The sequence below is a fragment of the Streptomyces sp. NRRL F-2664 genome (assembly GCF_000719345.1).
Lineage (GTDB): Bacteria > Actinomycetota > Actinomycetes > Streptomycetales > Streptomycetaceae > Streptomyces.
In genome coordinates, this window is record NZ_JOFX01000017.1 from 16703 (window position 1) to 37686 (window position 20984).

The window sequence follows — 20984 nt, forward strand, 5'->3', positions numbered from 1 at the left end:
ACATGTGCTACCCCACTCCGCAGGAACTCGGGCTGGCCGCCCGCGCTCTGGCGGACGAACACCCGAGCGAGGTAGGACTCCGCCAGGCCGGCACCTCGCGGGCCGGGCGGCCGATCTGGGTGCTGTCCGTAGCGGCGACCGCCCGAGCCGTCGCAGCCGTCGAGGACGGTCCCGGCGGCCCGGGCGGATCCCGCGCACCCGGCGCTCCCAGCCGCTCCGGCGGACCCGGTGGCAGCGTCGGCGGCCCGGGGTGCGGAGGCGTCCGTGACGTGCTCGTCGTGGCCGGGGCGCACGCCAACGAGCCCGTCGGCGGCGCCACGGCACTCTCGCTCGTCCGCCGGCTGCTGCGCGACCCGGCGCCCCGGGCCGGCTGCCGCTGGCACTTCCTGCTCTGCGCCGACCCGGACGGCGCGGAGCTGCACCGCACGCCCCGCCCGTACTCGCTCCTGGACTACCACCGGTACTTCTTCCGGCCGCCGGGGCCCGAACAGCCCGAGTGGGCGCCGTCCTTACTGCCCGCGGACCGGCTGCCGCCGGAGACCCTCGCGCTGACCGCGCTCATCGACGAGCTGCGGCCCGTCCTCCAGGTCTCCCTGCACGCCACCGATCTCGGCGGCACCTGGGTGCAGCTCACCCGGGACATACCCGGCCTCGCCGAGCCGTTCGCGAAGTCGGCCGCCGAACTGCGCATCCCGGTGGAGAACGGGGCCTCGGACGCCGCCGGGTGGCCCTCCCCCGGGCCGGGGATCTTCGTCATCCCCCAGCCGGGCAGCGAGGCCGCCGGCGCCTTCCACCCCGAGGACACCCGGCTGAGCACCTGGTACCACGCCCATCGCTACGCCGGCACCACCGCGATCGTCGAAGTCCCCATGTGGGCCTCGGACCTGGTGGACGATCCGGCTCCGCACCCCGACGCGCGCGGCGCCCTGCGGATGCTCGCCGCGCGCCTCACGGCGGACGCCGCGCTGGTCGGCGCGGCCCGGGAGCGGGCCCGCGGCCTGGACCTGCCCGGCCCCGGCGGGCCCGAGGACCCGGCGGCGGCAGCGCTGCTGCGCGCGGTGGACTGGACGCTCGCGCTGATCCCCCGGATCACGGCGGAGTGGACCGGCCCCGGCGCCCCGGCGGAGGCCACGACGGCGTACATCGCCAGCATCGACGCCTTCGGACGGCGGCTGTCGCTGCGCGCAGCGGCGATGCTGCTGCGGGTCCTGCGCGCCGAAGGACATCCTGCGGCCCCGGGGCTGGACCGGCTGGTCACGGGGTGGTGCGAGGAGTTCGCGACGCGGTTCGGCGCCCGCTGGATCCCGGTCGCCACCCAGGTGGAACACCAGTCCCGCACCGTCCTGGCCGCCTACGACAGACTCCTGGCGTCCGCCCGCGCCACGGACAGGACGTAGGGGAACGTCGGGTGCGAGGCTTCTCGTACGGATGTGTTCGGCGGCGGCGGGGCGGGCTCGGTGCGCACCGGCCGCCGGCCGCCGTCAGCCCGCCGACAGTCGGAAGGTCATGTTGCCGAAGCCGACCTGGTCGCCGTCGCGGACCACCGCGGAGCCCGTCACCCGGCGCCCGTTGACGGTGGTGCCGTTGGTGGAGCCGAGGTCCTTGAGCACCCACACCCCGTCGCGCAGACTGAGTTCGGCGTGCATCCGGGAGACGGTCTCGTGGCTGAGCCGCAGCCCGTTCCCCGGGTCGCGGCCGATCCTGAGGGCCGCCGCGCTCGGGTGCGGCAGCAGCAGTTTCGGCAGGCGCTCGGCCGTCCAGGCGCGCCGGACACCGGCGGACACCGCGGAGACCCGGCCGACCCAGCCGAACAACCGCCGTGTCCACGGACTTTCGGCGGCCTCCCTGGTCTGGAGGTCCGCGGTGAGGACGGCGAGGTCCTCGGAACGGCGGGCCACGAGGGCGAGTTCCATGCGGCGCAGGAAGGTGTCGTGGGACAGCTTGCCGAGGGCCGCACCCTCCCTGAGCTGGCCCAGCGCACGGTCTCGCTCGGCGTCCGACAGCCGCGGCGCGGGGAAGGCAGGAAGTTCGAAACTCGACGTCACAGGGTGATTGTCGGCCCGTCGGGGGCGGAGTGTCCAGAACTCCCCCGCGACGCCCGGAATGATGGGCACGATGGGCATGCTGGACACCGCCGACAGACGAGGGGGCCGCCCGTGCAGTTCGAGGTGTGGGCACCGCTGACGGGCCGGGTCGCGCTGCGGCTCGACGACGCGACATACGACATGGCACCCGATCCGGACCGGGACGGCTGGTGGACCGCGCAGGCCCCCGCGGAGGACGGCAGCCGCTACGGCTTCCTCCTGGACGGGGACCCGTCCCCGCGGCCCGACCCGCGCGGCCGGCGGCTGCCCGACGGGCCCGACGGCCTGTCCGCCGTCGTGGACTTCGAGGCCCTCGCCCGGCGGCGCACCCCGTCACCGGGCGTCCCGCTCCAGGACGCGGTCCTGTACGAACTCCACGTCGGCACCTTCACCCCGGAGGGCACCTTCGACGCGGCCGCGGCCCGCCTCGGCCACCTCACTGCCCTCGGTGTCACGCACGTGGAGCTGATGCCGGTGTGCTCCTTCGCCGGCCGGCACGGCTGGGGCTACGACGGGGTCGCGCCGTGGGCGGTCCACGAGCCGTACGGCGGCCCGGCCGGACTGGCCCGGTTCACCGACGCCGCGCACGCGGCCGGACTGGGCGTGATCCTCGACGTGGTGCACAACCACCTCGGCCCGTCGGGCAACCACCTGCCCGCCTTCGGCCCGTACTTCACCGACACCCACCACACCCCGTGGGGTGCCGCGGTGAACCTGGACGCGCCCGGCTCAGACGAGGTCCGCGCCTACCTCACCGGCAGCGCGCTGGCCTGGCTGCGCGACTACGGGATCGACGGACTGCGGCTCGACGCCGTGCACGCGCTGGCGGACGGGCGGGCGCTGACCTTCCTGGAGGAACTGTCCGCGGCGGTCGACGGTCTCGTGGCGGAGACCGGCCGCCCGTTGTTCCTGATCGCCGAGTCCGACCGGTGCGACCCGCGCACCACCACCCCGCGCGCCGCCGGCGGCCTGGGCGTGCAGGCACAGTGGAACGACGACTTCCACCACGCCCTGCACTGCGCGCTGACCGGCGAGTCCCAGGGCTATTACGCCGACTTCGCCGAGGCCCCGCTGACCGCCCTGGCCAAGACGCTGACCCGGGTGTTCTTCCACGACGGGACCTGGTCCTCCTTCCGCGGCCGCACGCACGGCCGGCCGGTGGACCACCGCCGGACTCCCGCGCACCGGTTCGTCGGCTACACCCAGACCCACGACCAGATCGGCAACCGGGCGCTCGGCGACCGGCTCTCCGGCTCCCTCTCCCCCGGCCTGCTGGCCTGCGCGGCGACGGTGGCCCTCACCGGGCCCTTCGTACCGATGCTGTTCATGGGCGAGGAGTGGGGCGCGCGCACCCCGTGGCAGTACTTCACCGACCACCCGGACCCGGAGCTCGCCGAAGCCGTACGCAGTGGCCGGCGCCGGGAGTTCGCGGCGCACGGCTGGAAGGCCGAGGAGATCCCCGACCCGCAGGACCCGGCCACCCGGGACCGCTCCTGCCTGGACTGGTCGGAGCCCGAACTGCTTCTCCACGCACGCCTGCTGGACTGGTACCGCACCCTGGTCGCGCTCCGCCGCACCCACCCGGACCTGCGCGACCCGGACCTGGCGGCGGTCCGGGTCGCGCACGACGAGGAGCGGCGCTGGCTCACCTTCCGGCGGGGCGACGTACGGGTGGCGGTGAACCTCTCCGCCGAGCCGGTGACGATCGCGCTGGGCCGCAACGGGGTGCGGGTGCTGGCGTCCTGGGATCCGCTGGAGCACCCCGGTCCGGACGGGCGGATCCACCTGCCGGGAGAATCGGCGGCGGTCCTCGGCCCCTGACGGCGCCGGCCTATTCGACGACCGCAAGGTCACGCGGGGCGTTGTTGAGGCGGCGCCCGCCGTCCTCGGTGACGGTCACGATGTCCTCGATACGGACGCCGAACCGGCCCGGGAGGTACACGCCCGGCTCCACCGAGAAGCACATGCCGGGCACCAGTGGCTGCTCCTCGCCCTCGACCATGTACGGAGGCTCGTGGGTGGTGACGCCGATGCCGTGGCCGGTGCGGTGGATGAAGCGGTCGCCGTAGCCGAATTCGGTGATCACCGCCCGTGCCGCCCGGTCCACCTCCTGGCAGGCGACGCCCGGCCGGACCGCCGCCACACCGGCCTGCTGGGCCTCGCGGACGATGTCGTGGACGCGCTGCTCCTCGGCGGTGGGCTCGCCGACGTGCACGGTGCGGGAGATGTCGGAGCCGTAGCCGAAGCGCAGGCCGCCGAAGTCCAGGACCACCATGTCGCCGGGGCGGATCACGCGGTCGGCGGCCTCGTGGTGCGGGTTCGCCCCGTTGGGGCCGGAGCCGACCACGGTGAAGTCGACGCGGGAATGGCCGTGCGCCCGCAGCAGGTCGGCCAGGTCTGCGGCGACGTCGCTCTCCCTGCGGCCGGCGAAGGGGAGGTGGAGGACCTGCGCGTAGGCGGCGTCCGCGGCGGCCGCCGCGGCGGCCAGCCGCTCCAGCTCCCGCGGGTCCTTCACGGCGCGGAGCATCGGCAGGCAGTCCGTGAGCGGCGCGCAGGTCGCGCCCGGCAACGCCTGCTGGATGCCGAGGAGATGCAGGGCCCACGTGTTGTCGCTCACCCCGAAGCGACCGCGGAGGTCCAGCAGCGGGGCGGTCAGGGCGTACGGGTCCTGCCCGTCGGCCCAGTCCCGCAGGGTCAGCGCGGCGGCTCCGGGTGCCTGGGCGGCGTCGGGCGCCTCCAGGGCCGGCACGACGAGTACCGGTTCCTTCCCGGCGGTCAGGACGAGGAGGGTGAGGCGTTCGGTCTCGGCGGTGGGGCGGTATCCGGTGAGGTGGGTCAGGTCCGGGCCGGGAGCGATCAGCAGCCCGGCGAGCCCCGCGTCGGCGGCGCTCCGCACGGCCGCGGCCATGCGGGCGGCGTAGTCGGCCGCGGTGAAGGGGGCGGGCCCGGCGGAGCCGGTGTCATCGGTCATACGGGGGATCCTGCCGTGAGCCGGGCGGCGAGGACGGCGGCCGCGCCGGTCGGGGCACCGGGCGAGAGCAGTTCCGTACGGTGCACCAGGCGCGGGGCCGACAGCGGTACGGCGGTGCCCGCCCCGGCGGCTTCGGCGACGCGGCGCGGGAGGAGGGCCAGGCCGTGCCCGGCGGCGGCCAGCGCGCAGAGGGCGTGCAGATCGGTGCCCTCGTAGCGGACGGAGGCGCGGGCGGCGGTGAGGGGCAGGCCGACCCCGGGGGCGTCGATCCAGCGGGCGTCGGCGAGGTCGTCGAGGCGGAGGGCCGTCCGTCCGGCGAAGGGGTGCCCGTCGGGGAGCAGTACGGCCAGCTCCTCCTCGTCGGCTCCGGTGACGGTGAGCGGTGCCACGTCGGGCAGCCGCAGCGGATCGCTGGGGGCGGCCGCACCGTCGACCAGCCCCAGATCGCAGTCGCCGGTGGCGACCGCGGCGGGCACCTCGGCCGGGGGCAGGACGCGCAGGGTGGCCCCGGTGGCGGGGAGGGCGGCGAGGACGCGCGGGCCGACGGCGAGCGGGGACGCGGCGAGCGTGACGCGGCCGGACGGGGCGGCGGCCAGCCGCCGTACGTCGGCGCGCGCGGCGCCGAGCCGCAGGAGCAGCGGGCCGGCGTGCTCCAGGAGCCGCGCCCCGGCCGCGGTCGGGGCGACGGGCCGGCGGGTGAGGAGTTCCGCCCGGAGGTCCCCTTCGAGTGCGGCGATGTGCTGGGAGACGGCCGACTGGGTGTAGCCCAGCTCGCGGGCTGCGCCGGAGAAGGACGCCAGCCGGGCGACGGTGACGAAGGTGCGGAGCAGGTGCGGATCCATGGTCATCAGGATTGCTGATGGCAGGTGCACCGACAGTCGTTGGCGCTGAACCGTGCGACGGCCGCAGGATGATCCGCATGACCACCGCACGCACCACCTCCGCCACAGATGCCGCGCGCACCACCCGCACCGCGCTGTCCGCCGGGGCCCCGGAGGTGGCGCGGATCGCCCTGGTCGGCGACCGCTCCCCGCACGTGGAGTCCCACGCCCGGATCCCGCTCCTCCTCGACGCGCTCGCCACCCGCGACGGCCTCGTCCTCGACGCCTACTGGATCCCCACCGCGGACGCCGCGGCGCAGGCCGCCGCCGGGACCCTGGCCCGCTTCGACGCCGTGTGGGTGCTGCCGGGCAGCCCGTACGCCAGCGAGGCCGGGGCGCTGGCGGCGATCCGGGTGGCCCGCGAGGGGGGCATCCCCTTCCTCGGGACCTGCGGCGGCTTCCAGCACGCCCTGCTGGAGTACGCCCGCACGGTGTGCGGGCTGGCCGACGCGGCCCACGCCGAGAACGATCCCGGGGCACGGGACCTGCTGATCGCCCCGCTCGCCTGCTCGCTCGTCGGCCACGAGGGCATCGTCCGGGCCGCCCCCGGTTCACTCGCCGAGGCCGCGCTCGGCGCGGAGCGGTCGACGGAGCGCTACCACTGCGCCTACGGCCCGGACCCGCGGCACCTGCCGGCGCTCACCGCGCACGGGCTGCGGCTGTCGGGGCACGACGAGGACGGTCAGGTGCGCGTCGCGGAGCTGCCGGGGCACCCGTTCTTCCTGGCCACGCTCTTCCAGCCGGAGCTTCACGGGGACGGGACGAGGCCGCACCCGATCATCAGGGCCCTCGCCGTGGCGGCCGTCGCGCACGCCGCCGGACGCCGCGACGCGGGGGCGTCGGGGCTCGCCGCCGGCCCGGCCGCGAGCAGGTCGGCCGGATAACGCGTCGCAGGACCACCCCGCAGATCGGCTATGCTGTGCATGCACATCGAGGGGCGGTCCTCCGCCCCTCGTGGTGGGTGTAGCTCAGTTGGTAGAGCACCTGGTTGTGGTCCAGGTGGCCGCGGGTTCAAGTCCCGTCACTCACCCTGATCCCCTGGGGTACGAGGTCGCCTCGTGCCCCAGGGGTTTTTTCGTACCCAGGGCTGTCCGGTGCGTCGGCGGCCTCGTCACCAGTCGCGGAGGAAGGCCTCCACCTCCGTGGCGAAGGCCACCGGCGTCTCGTGCGGCGGGTAGTGCCCCGAGCCGGCCAGGGTCACGATCCGGCAGTTCGGATACCACGCCTGCCAGGTGGCGCGCATCACGTCGGCGGTGAGGGCGAGGTCGTACTCCCCGACCAGGACGAGCACCGGGACCGTGTTGCCCTTGACGGCGGCGGACAGGTCCAGGGACTGCCAGCTCGCGAGGTAGGCGGCGAAGGCCTCCGGCCGGGAGGCCTCCAGGGAGTGGGTGACCATCCGGTCGATCCAGTGGCCGCTCGCCCGGTTGCCGGTGACGAGGTCGATGATGGTGCGCCGGTTGCCGGGGCTCTCGGCGGCCCCGAAGAAGAGCGCGTGGGTGGCGTCGTCCATCGCGTACGGCGCGGCCGGGACCGGGGCGACCCCCACGAGCTTCTCGATGCGCTGCGGGGCCCGGACGAGTACCTGCTGGGCGGCCTTGCCGCCCATGGAGTGACCGAGCAGGGAGAAGGTGTCCCAGCCGAGCTGGTCGGCGAGTTCGAGGACGTCGTCGGCGATCTCGGGGAGGGTGTGGCGGCCGGAGACGTCGCGGCGCTCGCCGTAGCCCCGGTAGTCGAGGAAGGCGTACGAGAAGCCGCCGGGGTCGAGATGGTCCAGCACGGAGCCCCAGTTGGCGGACGTACCGAACCAGTCGTGCAGCACGATGACGCGGACGGGTCCGGTACCGATCCGGCGGTGGGTGATGGCCATGCGTTCTCCCTCGGTGACGGAGGTGGTGACAACCGACGCCGTACGTCATGCCCATCGCGCCCACCGTCACACCGCGGGCCGGGCAGCGCGGCACGGACCCGCTGCCCGGCCCGGCCCGGCCCCCGGCGGCACGCCCGCAGCCATCGCCCGGCGGACCTGGCGGCCCCCGAACGGCGGCTGCTGCGCGCACCGGTGACCGGATCAGGCGGTCCTGATCGCCGGGTCGGACACGCCCGGGGCGCCGGTCTCCACGTGTCCGGCGAAGCGCCGCAGGAAGGCGGTGTCGAGGTCGGAGACGACCTGGACGTCGTACCAGCGGCCGGTGGAGGCGAGGTTCACGGTGTGGTTCACGGTGGCGCCGGCCGGCACCCGGAGGGTTTGGGGGGTGCCGCCGTAGGTGTTGGTCACCGTGAGGTTGACGGCGGCCGTGCCCGAGTTGGTCATCGTCAGGGCCAGGTTGCCGGTGGCGGTGACGTGGCGGGCCGTGACCTCCGGACCGGCCTTCTTCGTCGGGCCCTTCCAGGTGCGCAGGAAGCCGTTGGGGCCCCACACCGTCAGGTCGATCCGGTTGCCGGTGGAGCTGCTGGTGGACCAGGTGTCCGAGAGGGTCTTGCCCGCCTCGACCGTGTAGGGCCACGGGCCGTCCGTACGGTTGCCCGACCTGCTGTGGAAGTGGGCGCCCAGGGTCGGGCCGGAGGCGAAGGTGAGGGTGAACCTGCCGGTGGAGACGGTGCGCGCGCCGTCCACGTACGGCACGTAGCCGAGGGCGCGCGTCGGCTTGGACCCGGCCTCCTGCGGCGGCAGGGCGCCCGTCGTGGGCGGCGTCGGGTGGTAGGAGGGGTGGCGGTTCCTGTCCGGCGGTACGTACGCGGCGGTGGACGGCAGCGCGGCGGGCGCGGCGTCGGCGCGGGTGAAGTCGAAGGCCGAGGTCAGGTCGCCGCAGACGGCGCGTCGCCACGGGGAGATGTTCGGCTCGTGCACGCCGAAGCGCTTCTCCATGAAACGGATCACGGAGGTGTGGTCGAAGGTCTCGGAGCAGACGTAGCCGCCCTTGCTCCACGGGGACACCACGATCATCGGGACGCGCGGGCCGAGCCCGTACGCTCCGGCCGCGTATCCGCCGCCGCCCGCGTAGAGGTCCTTCGACACGTCTGCGGTGGACAGGCCCCAGGCGGAGGAGGCGGGCGGGTAGGGCGGGACGACGTGGTCGAAGAAGCCGTCGTTCTCGTCGTAGGTGATGAACAGGGCGGTCTTCGCCCATACCGCCGGATTGGCCGTCAGCGCGTCCAGGACCTTCGAGATGTACCAGGCGCCGAAGTTCGTGGGCCAGTTCGAGTGCTCGCTGAACGCCTCGGGGGCGGCGATCCAGGAGACCTGGGGCAGGGTGCCGGCCACCACGTCGGCCCGCAGCCGGTCGAAGTAGCCGTCGCCGGCCTTGACGTTCGTGCCGGTGCGCGCCTTCTCGTACAGGGCGCTGCCCGGCTGGGCGTTGCGGTAGCTGTTGAAGTACAGCAGCGAGTTGTCGCCGTAGTTGCCGCGGAAGGCGTCGTCGATCCAGCCCCAGTGGCCGGCGGCGTTCAGGCCGTCGCCGATGTCCTGGTAGACCTTCCAGGAGATCCCGGCGGCCTCCAGGCGCTCGGGGTACGTCTTCCAGCCGTAGCCGAGCTCCTGGTTGCCGAGGACCGGGCCGCCGCCCACGCCGTCGTTGCCGGTGTACCCCGTCCACATGTAGTAGCGGTTCGGGTCGGTGGCGCCGATGAAGGAGCAGTGGTACGCGTCGCAGACCGTGAAGGCGTCGGCGAGGGCGTAATGGAACGGGATGTCGTTCCGCGTCATGTACGACATGGTCGTGGCCGTCTTCGCGGGCACCCACTTGTCGTACTTGCCGTTGTTGTAGGCCTGGTGGCCGCCGGCCCAGTCGTGGTCCAGTCCTTCCAGGAACTGCATGCCGAGGTCCGCGACCTGCGGGTGGAAGGGCAGGATGTCCTTGGTGCCGTTCGACTGGTGGAAGATCGTCCTGCCGTTGTCCTGGATCACGGGACGGGGGTCGCCGAAGCCCCGGACACCCTTCATCGCGCCGAAGTAGTGGTCGAAGGACCGGTTCTCCTGCATGAGGACGACGATGTGCTCGATGTCCTGGATCGTTCCGGTGGTGCCCTGCGCGGAGATGGCGGCGGCCCGGGCGATGCTGTCGTTCAGCATCGCGACCGCGGCCGTGCCGCCGGCTATCTGCAGGAACCTGCGCCGGTTGAGTTCTGCCATGGGGTGACGACCTCTGCGGGTGAGGGGGGAGTCGAGGGGCGCCCCAAGGACAGCGGGCCCGGGGTACCGGCCGGAGATGCCTTCGTGACACCGCGCCGTACAGCTGGAGAACGGACGGCGTCCCACCGCCCGTGGCCCCGCGGCCCGGCCGCTGCCGCGCCGTTCCTGCGGGTCCGCTGCGGTCGGCCCCCGCCGCACCGGACGGCGTGAACGGGCCACATGGCCGGAACGCCGTGTTCCTACTCATCCGGGCCGTGCACCGCACCTGCGCTGTTTGAGCATCCGTACTCAGGCCCTGCGCAGCCCTGCTTGCCAGGGTGAGGGCATGTTCATCGAGCCGTGTGACCCGCCGCGGAGCGCCGGGCTGACCGCCGTCGGCAGCTTCCTGCCCCAGGAGGTGCTGTCCTCCGAGGCCCTTCAGGAGGAGGTGGCGCGCCGCAGTGGCCTGGCGCTGCCGCCCAGGCTGCTGACGCAGGCCACCGGGATCCGCTCCCGCCGCGTCGCCGGCGAGGGCGAGTACGCCTCCACGCTCGCTGTGGGTGCCGCCCGCCGGGCGCTGGACTCCCTCTCGCTCTCCCCGCTCGACATCGACCTGCTGCTCTTCGCCTCCGCCTCGCGCGACATGGTCGAGCCGGCGACCGCCCACATCGTGCAGGCGGAACTGGGCTCCCGGGCCCACGCCCTGGACGTCACCAATGCCTGCAACAGCTTCGTGAACGGCATCGACCTCGCCCGGTCGATGGTGCTGGCCGGGCGGGCGCGGCGGGCCCTGGTCGTCACGGGGGAGACCCCGAGCAGGGCGGTGCGCAAGGATCCGTCCGGTCCGGCGGAGCTGCGCGACGGGTTCGCCGGCTACACCTTCGGCGACGCGGGAGCGGCCGTGGTGGTGGAGGGCGTGCAGCGGGGCGGCATCCTCGACGTGGACACCGAGACCCACTCGGAGCACTGGGAGGTCGGCGGCATACCCGGCGGCGGCTCCCGGCACCCGCGCGGGGACGCCCACACCTACTTCCGCGGCGACGGGAACGAACTGCGCGGCGTCTTCGAGAAGGTGGGCACCGCCGTCGTGGACCGGACGCTGCACCGGACGGGGATGTCGTGGGACGGCTTCGCGAAGGTGCTGGTGCACCAGGTGACGGTCCCCTACCTGGAGCGCTTCGCCGAACTGACCGGGGTGCCCGCCGAGAAGCTGGTGGTGACCGTGCCGGAGCTCGGCAACGTGGCGAGCGCGAGCATCGGCGTACAGCTGGACCGAATTTTTCCCGAACTCGTCCCGGGCGACAGGGTGTTGTTCGTCGGCCTGGGCGGCGGCATCAGCATCACGACGATGGTCTGGGAGAAGTCGTGAACCGGATGTGGGTGGTGGTGCCCGCGCACCAGGAGGAGGCCCGGCTCGCGGACACCCTCCGGGCGCTCGCCGCGCAGCGGGACCGGGACTTCACCCTGCTGGTCGTCGACAACGCCTCGGCGGACGGCACGGGAGCCGTCGCCCGCCGGTTCGCGGCCCGCGCGCCCTTCCCGGTGGAGGTGATCGAGGAGCCCGAGAAGGGCGTCGGCTCCGCCGTGGACACCGGCTTCCGGTACGCGATCGCCCGCGGTGCGCGGCTGCTCGCCCGCACCGACGCCGACTGCCTGCCCCGGCCCGGCTGGACGGCGGCCGCACGCGACGCGCTCACCCGCCGCCCCGGCCTCGTGTGCGGGCGGATCACGGCCCGGCGCGACGAGCACGGCCCGCTGGGCCGGGCCGGATTCGCCGCGCTGGTGGCGCTGGCCGCACTGTTCGGCCGGCTGCGGCCGCTGCACGCCCGCCGCCACGGCTACCGGGCCCCGTACCGCATGCACGCCGGGAACAACATGGCCATCACCGCCGAGCTGTACCTGGCCGTCGGCGGCATGCCGCGGCGCCCCTCGCCGACCGACCGGCTCTTCCTCAACGCCGTACGCCGCCACACCGACCGGATCGTCCACTGCCGGGAGATGGTCGTGGAGAACTCGACGCGGCGACTGCGGGCCTACGGGCTCGCCGGGACCGCCCGCTGGTACCTGGACCAGGGCAGCGGCACCCACGGAACGGACGACCCCCGCTGATGCTGGACCGACTCGACCATGCACTGCGCAACCGCCCCGAGCGGCCCGCCGTGCTCACGGCCACCCGCAGCGGCGCACCGCGTGTGCGCGCCACCCGCGGCGAACTCGCCGAACTGTCCGACGCGTTCGCCGCCGCCCTGCACGCGCGCGGGTTGCGTGCCGGGGACACCGTCGGCGTCGCCGTGCGCCCCGGGCCGCGGGCCCTGGCCGTCCTGCTCGCCCTGTGGCGGCTGGGGCTGCGCGGAGCCGTCCTGGACCCGGGCGCCGGTCCTGACGTCCTGCGCGCCCGGCTCGCCCTGGCGCGGCCCTCGCTGGTGCTGGCCGACGCGGCCGCGCAGGCGGTGGCGGGCTGGGCCCGGCCGCTGGCCCGCCGGGCCGGACTGGCGCTGCCCGACCTGGCGGACCTCGGGCCGGTGGCCACGGTCGGGCCCCGGCTGCCGGGGTGCGCGCCCGCGCTGGACCTCCGGGCGCCGCGGCTCGGCGTGCCCGCGCGGGCCGCCGTGAACGGCGACGCCGACGCGGTGATCGTGTTCACCTCCGGGACCACCTCGCGGCCGCGGGCCGTGGTGCACACCCGGGCGAGCCTGTCGGCCGGCATGGAGACGGTCGCCTCCCTCTTCGACGCCCGCGGTGACGCGCCGGTGCTCGGCGGCACCTTCTTCGTCCTCGTGCCCTCCCTCACGCGCGGTGCCGCCGTCGCCCTACCGGCCGGCAACGCCCGCCTGCTGGCTCGGCAGGTGCAGCGGCTGAGGCCTAGTGACACCTATCTGACGCCTCCTCGGCTGCGCGACGTGCTCGGCGCGGGCGCCCGCTTCCACGGCCGGGTGTGGACGGGCTCCGCGCCCGCCGGGGCCGGACTGCTGCACCGCGTACGGGAGGCGGGCGCGGCCGAGGCGTGGGGCGTCTACGCGCTCACCGAGCTGTTTCCCGCCGCGGCGGTCGAGTCCCGGGAGAAGTCCGCGTTCGACGGTGCCGGGGACCTGGTCGGGGCTCCACTGCCCGGCGTACGGGCCGACCGGGACGACGACGGGCAGTTGCTGCTCTCCGGGCCGGCGGCCCGCCACCGCTACCTCGGGGAGGATCCGGACCCGTGGGTGCGTACGGGCGACCGGGCACGGCTGGACGGCGACGGCCGGATCGTGCTGGAGGGCCGGTGCAAGGACATGGTGCTGCGCCGGGCAGAGAACATCTACCCCGGCCTGTACGAGCCCGCCCTGCACGTGCCGGGGGTGGAACTGGCCGTGCTCGTCGGGATTCCGGCGGGCGACGGCGACGAACGCCTCGTCGCCGTGGTGCAGCCGCAGCGCGGCGCGGACGAACCGGCCGTGCGCGCCGCCCTGTCCGAGCCGGTCGCCCGCATGGGAACGGCCCGCCCGGACGAGGTGCTCCTCGCGCGGATCCCGCTGTCCGGACGCTCGCGCAAACCGGACCGGGCGGCGACGGCCGCCCTCGCGGCACGGCACCTGGACCGGTCGTGACACCTGCCGGGGGCCGGGCCGGGACCCGCACCGCCGGGCCGGGTCCGACCATCGGGCAGCGGCCCGGACCGCACGGCCGGGCCCTCGGCCCGGACCCGGTACCCGCGGACCCGTACGACGACGCCGCCGGACCCGTTCACCCCTGCCGCAGCGCCCGGCCGGCCGATCACACGGAGGTACCGCCCCGATGAGCCCCACGTCCCACGCCCGGGCCCGGCGCCGCGACCGCCGGGTGTACCTCGGCGGCCACCCGGTGCTGTTCGGGTTGCTCGCCGCGACGCGCGGGCGCCCCGTGCTCCGGATCGGCGGCACCCTGCTGGTGCACGGCACGGACGCCTACCGCGAGGCCCTGACCCGGCTGCAGCTCGACCGGACCGCCGGCGGCACCACCGGTGCGGCGGCGCGTTCCGCGCTGGGCGGCACCGGGGGTGTGCTCTTCGACCAGGAGGGCGGCGACCACCGGGCGGACCGGGGGCACCTCTCGGACGGCCTCGGCGCGGCCGGTGTGGAGAAGCTGCGGGAGGCGTGGCGGCCGTTGCTCGCACAGCACCTCGCGCCGCTCACCGCCCAGGGAGGCGAGGTGGACGTCGTCGCACTGGCCCGTGAGCTGTCCGGGACGGTGGTGTGCTCCCTGCTGGGCTCCGCCGCCGACCCGGGCGAGGTGGCGCGGGCCGCCTCCGATGCGGCGGCCGCGTCCGTACGCAGCCACCTGCCCGGCCCGCGCCGCCCGCGCGCCGAGGCGGCTGCGGTCCGGTCCACCGACCGGCTGGTCGGCCTCCTCGGGAGGGTCCGCGACCCGGCACCGGCCGGCCGACGCGCAGGCGCGACGGGCGGAAGCCCTGCGGCGGATCGCCGGCCGGGGACGCCGCACGGGCACGTGCCGGACCTCGCGCAGCCGCCGGCCCGACGGGGACACGGCCTGCTCCGGGCCGACGGCGCGCCGGCCGCGATGGTGGCGGTGGCCGCGGTGAACACCACGGTCGCTGCGCTGCCGCGAGCCGTGGCCTGGTGTGCGGACGCCGGGCTGTGGGACCGGGCCGCCGACGAGGCACAGCGCCCGCTCCTGGCTGCCGAGCTGCTGCGGGTCACCGCGGCCTCACCGCTGCTGCCGAGGGCGGCCGCGGCGGACGGCACGGTGGGCGGCTGCCCGGTCCGGGCCGGCGACCGGCTGCTGCTGGTCGCCCGGCACGCGGCGGACGCGCACCGGCGCGACCCGGACGCCCTGCGCCCGGCGGAACCGGCCCTGTCCCGCCTGGTGTTCGGCGCGGGGCCGCACACGTGCCCGGGGGCCCGGCTGGCCACCGCGCAGCTGGCCGACGTACTGGCGGCGCTGGCGCCCTACCGGCCGGTGGTGACACGCGCCCGCGTCGACCGGGGCGCGGCGCTGCCCGGCTGGCGGACCCTGCGTGTACGGGCGGCGTCGTGATCGCGGTCACCGGCGCGAGCGGCTTCTGCGGCGGGCACGTGGCACGCGCCGCCGACGCGGCCGGCGCCCGGGTGGTGGGTCTGGGGCGCAGGCCGGGCCCGGTCGGCGAGCACCGGTTCTGGGACGCCACCGCGGGCGAGCCGGACCTCACCGGCGTGGACGTGGTGGTGCACTGCGCGGCGGCGGTCGGCGACCCCTCCCCCGGATCCGCGGCGGAGGCGCTGATGCACGACGTGAACGTCGTCGGCACCGAGCGGCTGCTGCGGGCCGCCGCCGGCCGGCCGGTGGTGTGGGTGAGCAGTGCCAGCGTCTACGACCCGCGGCTGGACCGCTCGCTCGTCGCCGAGGACCACCCGCGGGCCGGGCAGCTGAACGCCTACGGCCGCACCAAGGCGGCGGGCGAGGAACTGGCCCTGGCCGCCGGAGCGGTGGTGCTGCGCCCGCGGGCCGTCTACGGGCCGGGTGACACCACGCTGCTGCCGCGACTGCTGTCCCGGGTCCGCGCGGGGACCCTGCTGCTGCCGGGCCCGGACGTGCGGCTGAGCCTGACGGCGGTGGAGAACCTGGCGCAGGCCGCTCTCGCGGCCGCGGCCTGGCCGCCGGGGGCGTACAACATCGCCGACGCGCAGCCGTACCAGCGGGACGCCGCCGTCCGCGCGGTCCTGGACGCGCACGGCGTCCGGGCCCGGATCCGGCACCTGCCGCTGCGGCTGGCCCGTACGGCGGCCCGGCTGGCGGAGGCTCTGGCGGCCGCCGAACCGGCCCTGAGCCGCTACGCGGTGGACCAGCTGGCCCACCCGGTGGTCCTGGACCTCTCCCGGGCCCGCGCCCGGGGCTGGCTCCCCCGCCACACCCTGCAGGACCACCTGCGCGGTGTCGGCCCGGACCGGCGCGGACCGGTCAGCCGGGGAGGGCCGCCGGGGCCGGCCGGGCCTTCTCGATGAGGACGTCGAGCAGCGCGAGCAGGGACGCGCGGACGTCCGTGCGGGAGCGGGCGTCGAGCATGAGGACGGGCGTCCGGGGGTCCCGCAGGTGCAGGGCCGCCCCGATCTCCTCGGCGGTGTAGAGCTGTTCGCCGTGGAAGCAGTTCGCGCCGATGACGAACGGCAGGCCGCGGCTCTCGAAGAAGTCGACGGCCGGGAAACTGCGGTCGAGGCGTCGCGTGTCGACCAGCACGATCGCCCCGAGGGCGCCGCCCAGGAGGTCGTCCCACATGAACCAGAAGCGTTCCTGCCCCGGGGTGCCGAACAGGTAAAGGACGATTCCGGCGTCGGTGAGGGTGATGCGGCCGAAGTCCATCGCCACGGTGGTCAGGTTCTTGGACTCGATGCCTTCGAGGTCGTCGACGCCGACGCCCGCGGCGGTCAGGCGCTCCTCCGTCCGCAGCGGCTCGATCTCGGAGATCGTCTCCACCAGGGTGGTCTTGCCGACTCCGAAGCCACCGGCGACGAGGATCTTGACCGGGGCGGGTTGCCCCGGGGCGGGTGCGGCGGGCGTGTCATATCCGGGCAAGGCTGTCCCTGATTCTCATGAGCAGGTTGACGTCGGTGGTGTCGGACGCCGCGAGGGGCGGCCGGTGGTGGATCAGCCCGCGGTCGGCGAGTTCACCGAGGAGCAGCGTCATGGGGGTGAGGCGGATGTGCATCCGGGCCGCTATCTCGGCGACCGCGCGCCCGCCCGGCGGCGCGCACATGCCGAGGATCTCCTGCCACTCGGTGGGCAGCCCCCCGTGCGCGTCGCCGGTCACCGCCGCCGTGATGGTGGTGTCCATGGTCAGGACGGTGTGCGCAGCGGCCGTACGACCGTCGGTCAGTGCGTACAGCCGCGTACGGCGGCGGCTTGCGGGCTGCGGCTGCGGCTCGTCCTGCGGCATTACGGGTTCGGCACCTGGCCGCGCTCGGGGGTGCCCAGCCATTCTCCGAGCGCCTGCGCGGTGCGTACGGCCTCGCCGCCCAGTTCGCCGAGGCGGGCCTTGCGGGAGGTCACCACGATGAGGGTGCTGCCCTCCCCGCACCCGACGATGCAGAGGTAGCGGTCGTCCATCTCGACGAGCTGGCGGATGACGCGGCCGCCGTCGATCTCCCGGGATATCGCCTTCATGGTGGAGGCGATGCCGGAGGCGGCGGCCGCCATCCGCTCGGCCTGGGGCTGGTCGAGCAGGTAGGCGCTGAGCCGGATGCCGTCGTTGGACAGGAGCACGGCTCCCTGGATGCCGGCGATCCTGCTCAGGTTGTTGTCGAGGACGCTGTAGATGGCGTCGTTGGATGCCGCGGTGTTCGGTGAGGTGGTCATGGCTGATCCCGTCGGAGCTCTTCTTCCACTGTCTGGGTCCCCTGTTCGTAGTCCGCCCAGGCGTCGGCGACCTCTTCGGGGGTCGCCGTGTCCTGGGGGGCCTGCGTGTCCGGCGCGCGGGGCGCGCGCAGTTGGTCGGCGAGGTGCGTCTGCGGGACGCGTTCGGGGAGCGCGGGGCGTGCCGGCCCGGTCGCCCCGGCCTGGCCCGGCACGGCTACGGCCGCGGCTGTGGCGACCGGCACGGACGCCGCGGGCGCGGTCCGGGGCGTCTTCGTACGGCGGCTGGGCAGTCCGGCGCTCGTGTGCAGCACCGGCTCGGGCTCGTGGTCCTCGGCAGGGACGGGCCCCCCGGGCGCCGACGGAGCGTCGCCGGCCGGAGCGGAGTCGGCCGGGAGGGAGTCGGGCTGTGCGGAGCCGGGCTGCACGGCGGGCCGTACGGAGCCGGGCGCCGGGGCCGCCGGCCCGCGCCGGGCGGGTTCGCGCGGACTCTCCTCCTGGGTCGGCAGCAGCAGCCCGGCGGGCAGGACCACCACCGCGCACGTGCCCCCGTACACCGAGCGGCGCAGGGTGACGGTGGCGCCGAGCTGGTCGGCAAGGTGGCCGACGACGAAGAGGCCGAGCCGGTGCGCGTTCTGGGCGAGCACCGAGTACGGCGGGGCCTGGTGCAGGCGCCCGTTCATCTCCTCGTACCGCTCGGGGCTGACCCGCGGCCCGCGGTCCTCGATCTCCACCGTCAGTCCGTCGGCGACCAGTTCGGCGCGGATGACCACCTTGGACTTGGGAGGGGAGAAGCGGGTGGCGTTGTCCAGCAGCTCCGCCAGCAGGTGGCTGATCCGGCTGATCGCACTCGGCTCGACGCTGGTCTCGTCGAGGGCCTGCCGCTCGATGCGCCGGAAGTCCTCGACCTCCGCGGCGGCTTCTCGCAGCAGGTCGGCGACGCGCATGGGCTCGGTGTGCGGGTCGGGCACCTCACCGCCCGCGAGGATGAGGAGGTTCTCGATCTGCCGTCGCATGCCGACCGTGAGCTGGTCGGACCGCATCAACTGGGCGAGCAGCGCCTCGTCGTGGCCGAAGGTGTCCTGGAGGTCCTCGGTGAGGCTCAGCTGGCGGCTGACGAGGTTCCCGGTGCGCGAGGCGATGCCCGAGGCGAACAGGCCGAACCCGTGGCGTTCGGCGGCCAGTCGGCGGTGTCCGTCGACCGACACGGAGACGGCCCGGGCGAAGGCGTCGCTGATGCGTCCGACCTCGTCCCGGTCCCCGCTGACGGCCGGCAGGGCGCCGGGGTCCACGGTCTGGCCGCGCTGGAGCCGGGCGACGACCTCGGGGAGGGTCTCCTCGGCCACGGTGACCGTGCGTTCGTGCAGGTCCCGCAGGCGGCGCAGGACGGACCGGGTGGTGAACACGACCACGACCACGACGGCCAGCAGCCCGCCGCCGCTCCCGGCTATCAGCCAGGCGACCTCGGCCTGCAGCTGTGCGGCCTTGGCCTCGCCGCGGGACAGCACCGAGCGGGCCAGGTCGATGTTGAGGGTGGTCATCTGCACGGAGAAGTTGGCGTGCGCGGACTTCCAGTCGCCGACCTCGGCGGGCACCTTGATGCCCGTGTCGGTGTCCTTGTGCCCGGAGAGGACCGCGTTCTCGATGCGCGTCTTCGCCTGCCAGTCCGCCGAGCCGACGACCCGTTCGTAGAACCGGGCGTCCCGCTCCGTCAGGTGCGGGACGATCAGCGCCTCGTGGAGGTAGCGCTGGGCGCCCAGGGAGCTGACGAACTGGTCGTAGCCGACGAAGCCGAGTTCTCCGGACGGCCCGGCGAGGGCCAGGACGGTGTCCTCGCGCGCCACCATCTCCGTGGCCTGGAGCATCGACACGACGGGGCGGCTGGCCTGGGCGAGTTCGGCGTCGTCCGCGTGGCTGAACTCCTGCTGGTAGACCTGGAGGACCTTGCCGATCACGTCGGAGTAGTAGGCCAGGGTGCTGTCGGCGGCGCCGCTGCGGGTGTCCGCGCGCTGGCGGTACGCGGGCAGTCGGTCGAGCTGCCGGGTCACTTCGGCGAAGGACCTCGACGGATCGTCCGCGAGCCGGCGGAACTCGGCCGCGGCCGAGTCCGTGGCGGCGCGGCGTGCCCGCAGTTCGGCATCGGCCCCGTTGGTGCCGGCCCACTGGGCCGCGGTCGCCGTCCGCTCCTCCTGCATGTCGACCAGGAGGGTGTAGAGGGGAGCGCCGACCCGCTCGGCGGCCTCCACGTCGGCCCGCAGCCGCGCCGACTGCTCCAGCAAGCGGTCCGCGCTCACGGCGACTTGCGTACCCATCGCCACGGTGGGCACGACCGCCAGCCAGATGAGGAGGGTGCGCAGGCGTACGCGGCGCCACCGACGCGTCGTCGACTGCCCTCGTATGCCTTCGGGTTCTGTGGGAGACATCGGTCCTCGGGAGCGGGGGCGACTGGGGACGTCAGGGGGTGGCCGAACAGCCTGACCGGGCAGGGCACTGCTGAGGGACGGTCACAACCGGCGGGGTTGTGACGGGATGTGAGGGGGCGATCATAACCAGACAGACGGAAGAAGCGGATAGGTGTCTTCACAGGCCGACCGTGCTATCTCCGTCGGATCACCCCAGGCCAGAGACCGGATCGGAATCGAACCGCGACGTCATCGACACCATCCCCGTCCGGTTTCGGCCGGTCGGCCCTCCGGTCGCACCGGGCGGCGGGCGGGGTGACGATGGAGGGGCGGCCCCGTCCGCGAGTGCGGCCGGCGGCCTTCCGATTCCTCCCGGTAAGGAAGACTCATGAACCGGCGCACTCGGCTCCTCGTCCTCGGTCCTCTCGTGGCCGCCTCGTTCGCGGCCGCTCCTGCCGCCCTGGCGGCGGTCCCGCACTCCCCGGCGGCCGTCCCGGCCGCGACGTGTTCGACCTCGGGGGTCCTGGAGAACGGGAAGGTGCACCTGTCCGGCGGCGGCTTCACACCGGGCCCGGCCTACGTGTACGGGTCGGCCGGCTTCGGCGGGACGGTCGAGATCGCGCAGAACGGCGGCTTCCAGGTCATGAACGTGCCGCCCGGGCAGTACAGCGTCCGCCAGGGCGGCGAACTGACCCAGTGCAGCGGCTGAGCCCCGCTGCCGTCCGGCCGCGCGGAAGCGGTCGGGCCCTCCCGGCCCCGTGCGGGGCCGGGAGGGCCCGGCGGTGCTCGTGCTGCGCCCCCGGGGTCAGCCCGCGTCCGCGGTGGGAGTCAGGCGCAGCGAGATGCTGTTGATGCAGTAGCGCTGGTCGGTGGGCGTCGGGTAGCCCTCGCCCTCGAAGACGTGGCCCAGGTGGGAGCCGCACTTCGCGCAGCGGACCTCGGTGCGCACCATGCCGTGCGAGGTGTCGGCGAGCAGTTCGACGGCGTCGGTGTCCTTCGGGTCGAAGAAGGACGGCCAGCCGCAGTGCGAGTCGAACTTCTCCGAGGAGCGGAACAGCTCGGCGCCGCAGCCTCGGCAGGAGTAGACGCCCTCCGTCTTGGTGTCGGTGTACTCACCGCGGAAGGCCGGCTCGGTGCCCGCGAGGCGCAGCACCTGGTACTCGGACGGGGTCAGCTCCGCCTGCCACTGCTCGTCCGTCTTGTGGACCTCGTACGACATGACTCTCCCGCTCC

The 20984-nt window shown here is 74.7% G+C and carries 19 protein-coding genes and 1 tRNA gene; 10 read left to right on the forward strand and 10 right to left on the reverse strand.

From position 1 onward, the window contains the following. Window positions 1-2 precede the first annotated feature (2 nt). Complete coding sequence (locus IF89_RS0116710; RefSeq protein WP_063831308.1) at window positions 3-1397, forward strand: M14 family zinc carboxypeptidase; 1395 nt, start codon at window positions 3-5, stop codon at window positions 1395-1397. An 84-nt stretch (window positions 1398-1481) separates the two neighbouring features. On the opposite strand, the gene IF89_RS0116715 is transcribed toward IF89_RS0116710, so the two are convergent. Beyond that, entirely contained in the window at window positions 1482-2045 is a 564-nt protein-coding gene (locus IF89_RS0116715; RefSeq protein ID WP_030767859.1) for a DUF1707 and FHA domain-containing protein, read from the reverse strand. 111 nt (window positions 2046-2156) lie between these two features. Between IF89_RS0116715 and treZ the strand changes: the two genes are divergently transcribed. After that, window positions 2157-3905 carry a malto-oligosyltrehalose trehalohydrolase gene (treZ, locus tag IF89_RS0116720; protein WP_030767861.1) on the forward strand — a complete coding sequence of 583 codons (1749 nt, stop codon included), beginning with the start codon at window positions 2157-2159 and terminating at the stop codon, window positions 3903-3905. Between the two features lie 10 nt (window positions 3906-3915). Here treZ and IF89_RS0116725 read toward each other — a convergent pair whose 3' ends face one another. Further along, on the reverse strand, window positions 3916-5055 hold the full coding sequence (locus IF89_RS0116725; RefSeq protein ID WP_030767863.1) for an aminopeptidase P family protein: 1140 nt from the start codon (window positions 5053-5055) through the stop codon (window positions 3916-3918). Beyond that, complete coding sequence (locus IF89_RS0116730) at window positions 5052-5897, reverse strand: LysR family transcriptional regulator (RefSeq protein WP_030767866.1); 846 nt, start codon at window positions 5895-5897, stop codon at window positions 5052-5054. Before IF89_RS0116730 ends, IF89_RS0116725 begins: the two co-directional genes overlap by 4 nt. Before the next feature lie 77 nt (window positions 5898-5974). On the opposite strand from IF89_RS0116730, the gene IF89_RS0116735 reads away from it, so the two are divergent. Beyond that, window positions 5975-6820: a glutamine amidotransferase-related protein gene (locus tag IF89_RS0116735; RefSeq protein ID WP_078628344.1), complete on the forward strand. Its 846-nt coding sequence runs from the start codon at window positions 5975-5977 to the stop codon at window positions 6818-6820. A 73-nt stretch (window positions 6821-6893) separates the two neighbouring features. Beyond that, window positions 6894-6966 (forward strand) — tRNA-His (locus IF89_RS0116740). Window positions 6967-7047: 81 nt separating this feature from the next. Here the strand turns inward: IF89_RS0116740 and IF89_RS0116750 are convergent. Together IF89_RS0116750 and IF89_RS0116755 are read right to left on the reverse strand one after the other, a co-directional pair. Next, window positions 7048-7806, reverse strand: a complete 759-nt coding sequence (locus IF89_RS0116750; RefSeq protein WP_030767872.1) for an alpha/beta fold hydrolase — start codon at window positions 7804-7806, stop codon at window positions 7048-7050. Window positions 7807-8007: 201 nt separating this feature from the next. After that, window positions 8008-10068 carry a phosphocholine-specific phospholipase C gene (locus IF89_RS0116755; protein WP_030767875.1) on the reverse strand — a complete coding sequence of 687 codons (2061 nt, stop codon included), beginning with the start codon at window positions 10066-10068 and terminating at the stop codon, window positions 8008-8010. A gap of 325 nt (window positions 10069-10393) precedes the next feature. On the opposite strand from IF89_RS0116755, the gene IF89_RS0116760 reads away from it, so the two are divergent. The 5 genes from IF89_RS0116760 (at window position 10394) to IF89_RS0116780 (ending at window position 16004) form a co-directional block, all read left to right on the forward strand. Further along, entirely contained in the window at window positions 10394-11416 is a 1023-nt protein-coding gene (locus IF89_RS0116760) for a 3-oxoacyl-ACP synthase III family protein (RefSeq protein ID WP_030767878.1), read from the forward strand. A gap of 5 nt (window positions 11417-11421) precedes the next feature. Next, the gene (locus IF89_RS0116765) at window positions 11422-12156 is read left to right on the forward strand and encodes a glycosyltransferase (RefSeq protein ID WP_030767881.1); all 735 of its coding nucleotides are present in this window, start codon (window positions 11422-11424) and stop codon (window positions 12154-12156) included. Then, window positions 12156-13634, forward strand: coding sequence for a class I adenylate-forming enzyme family protein (locus tag IF89_RS0116770; RefSeq protein ID WP_043194038.1), 1479 nt, complete (start codon window positions 12156-12158; stop codon window positions 13632-13634). Before IF89_RS0116765 ends, IF89_RS0116770 begins: the two co-directional genes overlap by 1 nt. Window positions 13635-13821: 187 nt before the next feature. Further along, a complete protein-coding gene (locus IF89_RS0116775; protein ID WP_043194039.1) occupies window positions 13822-15060 on the forward strand; it encodes a cytochrome P450 in 1239 nt (412 codons plus the stop codon). Beyond that, window positions 15057-16004, forward strand: coding sequence for an NAD-dependent epimerase/dehydratase family protein (locus tag IF89_RS0116780; protein WP_199820517.1), 948 nt, complete (start codon window positions 15057-15059; stop codon window positions 16002-16004). Before IF89_RS0116775 ends, IF89_RS0116780 begins: the two co-directional genes overlap by 4 nt. Here the strand turns inward: IF89_RS0116780 and IF89_RS0116785 are convergent. From IF89_RS0116785 to IF89_RS0116800, 4 genes are read right to left on the reverse strand one after another with little or no spacing between them, the layout of a single operon-like run. Further along, window positions 15961-16572, reverse strand: coding sequence for a GTP-binding protein (locus tag IF89_RS0116785; protein WP_030767893.1), 612 nt, complete (start codon window positions 16570-16572; stop codon window positions 15961-15963). The two genes, IF89_RS0116780 and IF89_RS0116785, sit on opposite strands and share 44 nt — an antisense overlap. After that, the gene (locus IF89_RS38040; protein WP_043194040.1) at window positions 16559-16933 is read right to left on the reverse strand and encodes a DUF742 domain-containing protein; all 375 of its coding nucleotides are present in this window, start codon (window positions 16931-16933) and stop codon (window positions 16559-16561) included. The genes IF89_RS0116785 and IF89_RS38040 overlap by 14 nt, the downstream gene beginning before the upstream one ends. Further along, window positions 16933-17352 (reverse strand): roadblock/LC7 domain-containing protein, encoded by a 420-nt coding sequence (locus IF89_RS0116795; RefSeq protein WP_030767900.1) that lies wholly within the window; start codon window positions 17350-17352, stop codon window positions 16933-16935. Before IF89_RS0116795 ends, IF89_RS38040 begins: the two co-directional genes overlap by 1 nt. After that, a complete protein-coding gene (locus IF89_RS0116800) occupies window positions 17349-19772 on the reverse strand; it encodes a sensor histidine kinase (protein WP_051807128.1) in 2424 nt (807 codons plus the stop codon). Before IF89_RS0116800 ends, IF89_RS0116795 begins: the two co-directional genes overlap by 4 nt. Before the next feature lie 367 nt (window positions 19773-20139). Between IF89_RS0116800 and IF89_RS0116805 the strand changes: the two genes are divergently transcribed. Then, window positions 20140-20460 (forward strand): hypothetical protein, encoded by a 321-nt coding sequence (locus IF89_RS0116805; protein ID WP_030767906.1) that lies wholly within the window; start codon window positions 20140-20142, stop codon window positions 20458-20460. Between the two features lie 96 nt (window positions 20461-20556). Here IF89_RS0116805 and msrB read toward each other — a convergent pair whose 3' ends face one another. After that, window positions 20557-20970 (reverse strand): peptide-methionine (R)-S-oxide reductase MsrB, encoded by a 414-nt coding sequence (gene msrB, locus IF89_RS0116810; protein ID WP_030767909.1) that lies wholly within the window; start codon window positions 20968-20970, stop codon window positions 20557-20559. Between the last annotated feature and the right edge of the window lie 14 nt (window positions 20971-20984).

Bases quoted from the DNA above. Each gene is read 5' to 3' on its own strand.
- IF89_RS0116730 (WP_030767866.1), bottom strand. From the start codon at position 5,897: ATGGATCCGCACCTGCTCCGCACCTTCGTCACCGTCGCCCGGCTGGCG.
- IF89_RS0116805 (WP_030767906.1), top strand. From the start codon at position 20,140: ATGAACCGGCGCACTCGGCTCCTCGTCCTCGGTCCTCTCGTGGCCGCC.
- IF89_RS0116795 (WP_030767900.1), bottom strand. From the start codon at position 17,352: ATGACCACCTCACCGAACACCGCGGCATCCAACGACGCCATCTACAGC.
- IF89_RS0116755 (WP_030767875.1), bottom strand. From the start codon at position 10,068: ATGGCAGAACTCAACCGGCGCAGGTTCCTGCAGATAGCCGGCGGCACG.
- IF89_RS0116775 (WP_043194039.1), top strand. From the start codon at position 13,822: ATGAGCCCCACGTCCCACGCCCGGGCCCGGCGCCGCGACCGCCGGGTG.
- IF89_RS38040 (WP_043194040.1), bottom strand. From the start codon at position 16,933: ATGCCGCAGGACGAGCCGCAGCCGCAGCCCGCAAGCCGCCGCCGTACG.
- IF89_RS0116750 (WP_030767872.1), bottom strand. From the start codon at position 7,806: ATGGCCATCACCCACCGCCGGATCGGTACCGGACCCGTCCGCGTCATC.
- IF89_RS0116765 (WP_030767881.1), top strand. From the start codon at position 11,422: ATGTGGGTGGTGGTGCCCGCGCACCAGGAGGAGGCCCGGCTCGCGGAC.
- IF89_RS0116770 (WP_043194038.1), top strand. From the start codon at position 12,156: ATGCTGGACCGACTCGACCATGCACTGCGCAACCGCCCCGAGCGGCCC.
- IF89_RS0116710 (WP_063831308.1), top strand. From the start codon at position 3: ATGTGCTACCCCACTCCGCAGGAACTCGGGCTGGCCGCCCGCGCTCTG.
- IF89_RS0116735 (WP_078628344.1), top strand. From the start codon at position 5,975: ATGACCACCGCACGCACCACCTCCGCCACAGATGCCGCGCGCACCACC.
- IF89_RS0116800 (WP_051807128.1), bottom strand. From the start codon at position 19,772: ATGTCTCCCACAGAACCCGAAGGCATACGAGGGCAGTCGACGACGCGT.
- IF89_RS0116760 (WP_030767878.1), top strand. From the start codon at position 10,394: ATGTTCATCGAGCCGTGTGACCCGCCGCGGAGCGCCGGGCTGACCGCC.
- IF89_RS0116725 (WP_030767863.1), bottom strand. From the start codon at position 5,055: ATGACCGATGACACCGGCTCCGCCGGGCCCGCCCCCTTCACCGCGGCC.
- msrB (WP_030767909.1), bottom strand. From the start codon at position 20,970: ATGTCGTACGAGGTCCACAAGACGGACGAGCAGTGGCAGGCGGAGCTG.